At 37.5% G+C, this 3146-nt stretch carries 3 protein-coding genes; all 3 read left to right on the top strand.

All coding sequences use genetic code 11. From position 1 onward, the window contains the following. Positions 1–271: type 2 periplasmic-binding domain-containing protein (locus F6K37_RS36075; protein ID WP_287255782.1), on the top strand; the 271-nt coding region annotated here is incomplete at its 5' end. A gap of 86 nt (positions 272–357) precedes the next feature. Next, positions 358–2484: a GNAT family N-acetyltransferase gene (locus F6K37_RS36070; RefSeq protein ID WP_287255780.1), complete on the top strand. Its 2127-nt coding sequence runs from the start codon at positions 358–360 to the stop codon at positions 2482–2484. Positions 2485–2492: 8 nt separating this feature from the next. Continuing rightward, positions 2493–2954 (top strand): ASCH domain-containing protein, encoded by a 462-nt coding sequence (locus F6K37_RS36065; protein ID WP_008187820.1) that lies wholly within the window; start codon positions 2493–2495, stop codon positions 2952–2954. Positions 2955–3146: the final 192 nt, after the last annotated feature.

Raw genomic sequence — 3146 nt, 5'->3', positions numbered from 1 at the left:
AATTGAATTTGACCAGGTGGAAGATGCATACAAAGCTCTCAAAGCGGGGCAAGTGCAGGCTTTAGTTTATGATTCACCAAGGTTACTTTACCAAACGTCACAAAACCGAGAATACCAGATTGTGGGTGAGTTGTTTGCTGAACAAGACTACGGCATAGTTTTGCCTCAAGGTAGTCATTATCGTGAGCCAATCAACCGAATTATTTTGCAATTACAGGAAGACGGAGAACTCACCAACCTAGAGCAAAAGTGGTTTCCTTCTAACCAGTAAGATTAGGTATGCTTAATCACGTACAATAGGGTCGATTGCATGCATAGTAATTGGTAATTGGCCATTGGTAATTGGTAATTGGTAAAGTGACACAAGAGATACAGCTTCAAATTGAAACAATTGATGAAAAATCCCTGCACCTAAGGACAGTCAAGGCTTTGGGACGAGCACACGCAACCACTCTTGGTCATTTTCCTGAAGGAGCTTTTGATCAACACGCACTCAGTCGTCAAATACTTGTGGCTCTTACTCCTGAAAAAAAGTGTACCGGTTATTTGTTATACCGGAAGGTGCGTAGACATAATATCATCGTTCTTGTTCATCTATGCATCGAGCCATCATGGCGTGGTAACGGTATTGCTAGAAAGCTAGTTAATTATCTAAGTCAGAATACTCAGGACTTTTACGGCATTAAACTCAAATGCCGTCGTGATTATGGATTAGAGAGAATGTGGTCTCACTTAGACTTTGTTCCTTTGGCTGAAAAACCCGGAAGGAGCAAGGATGGAAAACTACTTACCGTTTGGTGGCGCGATCACGACCATCCTACCCTATTTTCTACGGTTGCTACCCAAAAACTTGAGTCTAAATTATGTGCAGTCATTGATACCAGCGTGTTTTTTGACTTGCAAGGAGATGAAGCTAGGTCAAAGGCAGAATCTGACTCTCTACTAGCTGATTGGTTACAACCTGACTTGGAGTTATGTATAACTAATGAAATATTTAAGGTCATCAATACTATTGATGATACTAAACAAAGGAATAGTAAACGCCAGTTAGCCGATACCTTTACTCAACTCCCCTACAATCAGAAAGACTTTGAAACAGCTTGTCGGTCTCTAACCAAGGTTTTGTTATCAACTCAGGTAACTATCAATGAATCTCAACAGCGTCAGTTAGCTATAGCCATAGCTTCAGATGCACCATTTTTTTTGACTCGTAATTCGCAAATACTAGCGATCGCAGATGCTATCAATGAAGAATTTAACTTATCAATCCTTAGTCCTACTAGTTTAATTGTTAAGCTAGATTACCTTCACGAATATATTAACTATCAGCCTGTACGCTTAGCAGGCACAGGTATCACTAGACAAGTTGTTCATAAATTAGATCAGGTACCTTTCTTGAGTCAAAGGTTTTTGATTGCTGCTAAGGGAGAAAAACTTAGTGATTTTCAAGGAAGGCTGGGCTATATTATTGCTAATACCGATAAATTTAATTGTTATATTATTCTGCAGTCAAAAAATACTCCCAAAAACAATACTCCCCTAGCTTTAATTGCGTATCATACCGATAAAACTCATGAGTTAAAGGTGCCAATTTTTCGGGTTAGATCAGGTCATCTTGAAGAAACAATAGCGCGTTACTTAATTTTTTGGTTTATATCCCTGTCAGTAAGTAAAAATCTGCCATTTACACGAATTACTGAACCTTATTTGAATCAAACTATTCTTAGCGCTATTCAAGATGATGCTTTTTTTAAAGTTAAGGATGGTTATTTAAATGCCAATCTTGCGGTTGCGGTTACGGCGACAGAATTATCCGACTATCTCACTAATTTAGCTAATCTAAGTCCGGATTATAATTTTTGTCTAAAAATTGCTGAAACCCTCAAAACTGATAATTTAACCAAAGCGGTAAAAACAACTATAGACGTTGAACGCATACTGTGGCCAGCAAAAATTATTGATGCTGACCTTCCTACTATAATCATTCCTATTCAAGCAGAATGGGCAAAGGAATTATTCGATGAAGACTTAGCTAACCAGCTCCTATTGAGATCGGAAACTGATCTGGCGCTAAAACGTGAACTTGTCTATTATCGAAGCCATAGAGGTAATGGTGGCTTAAAACCAGGGGTTGTTGGTAGAATTATTTGGTATGTAAGCTATAATAAAAACTATTGTGGCACAGGACAGGTAAGAGCTTGCTCTAGACTTGATGAAGTAGTCGTCAACAAACCTAAAAATCTCCATCAACAGTTTCGCAGATTGGGTGTATATGAATTAGAAGATTTAATGAAGCTTACCAAAAATGATCCTAATAAAAAGCTGATGGCCCTTCGATTTAGTAATACTGAACTGTTTAAAAATCCTATAAATTTGGCTGAAATTAAAGAAATACTTGGTAAGCGTGTAACAGTTCAATCACCGTTGCGGATTGAACAGGAACAATTTACAATGATATATAGAGAAGGCACCCCAAATAAGTAGTGTTAACAATGCCCAATGTGTTGTTATTATCAATTCGTCCTAAATATGCTAGTCAATTATTCAATGGAACCAAAAAAATTGAACTTCGTCGGGTGCGTCCTCGATTAGAAGCAGGGGATATTGTTGTGGTTTATGTCTCCGCTCCAGATAAGGTTTTATCGGGTTTTTTTGAAGTGGAAGACGTTATTCAAGACCGCCCGGATAACCTTTGGTATAAAGTAAAAGACAATGCTGGGATAGAAAAAAAAGATTTTAATGAGTATTATGAGGAAGCCGCCGTCGGTTATGGGATCTGCTTAAAACTCATAGAACATTTTGAGCCACCAGTAACCTTACAAGATTTGAGAGCAAAATGGGCTAACTTTAGACCTCCACAATCTTATCATTACTTAACGACTAGGGAATTTGAGTATCTTAAGTCTATTGTAGAGGATAAAATGGAAATTAGGTCAGAGCATTATATCAATTAGCTAAATCTTTGCTAAGAATAGATTTGGTAATGGGTCATGGAGAATCGATAATGGATAATAGCAATGCAATAACCCATGAATGATAATCAATGACTAACTAACTAACAGTCTAGAATTTATCAAACATGTTCTAAAAAAAATTAGGTGGATAGTATGGTAGGGGATAAGAAAGCTGAATTGGTCAGTCTATTT

Source organism: Moorena sp. SIO4E2, from assembly GCF_010671945.1.
GTDB classification, from domain to species: domain Bacteria; phylum Cyanobacteriota; class Cyanobacteriia; order Cyanobacteriales; family Coleofasciculaceae; genus Moorena; species Moorena producens.
Note: the sequence above shows the minus strand (reverse complement) of the source record. Positions and strands in the feature narration are given on the sequence as shown.

Coding starts and splice junctions, on each gene's coding strand:
- F6K37_RS36065 (WP_008187820.1), top strand. CDS start 2,493: ATGCCCAATGTGTTGTTATTATCAATTCGTCCTAAATATGCTAGTCAA.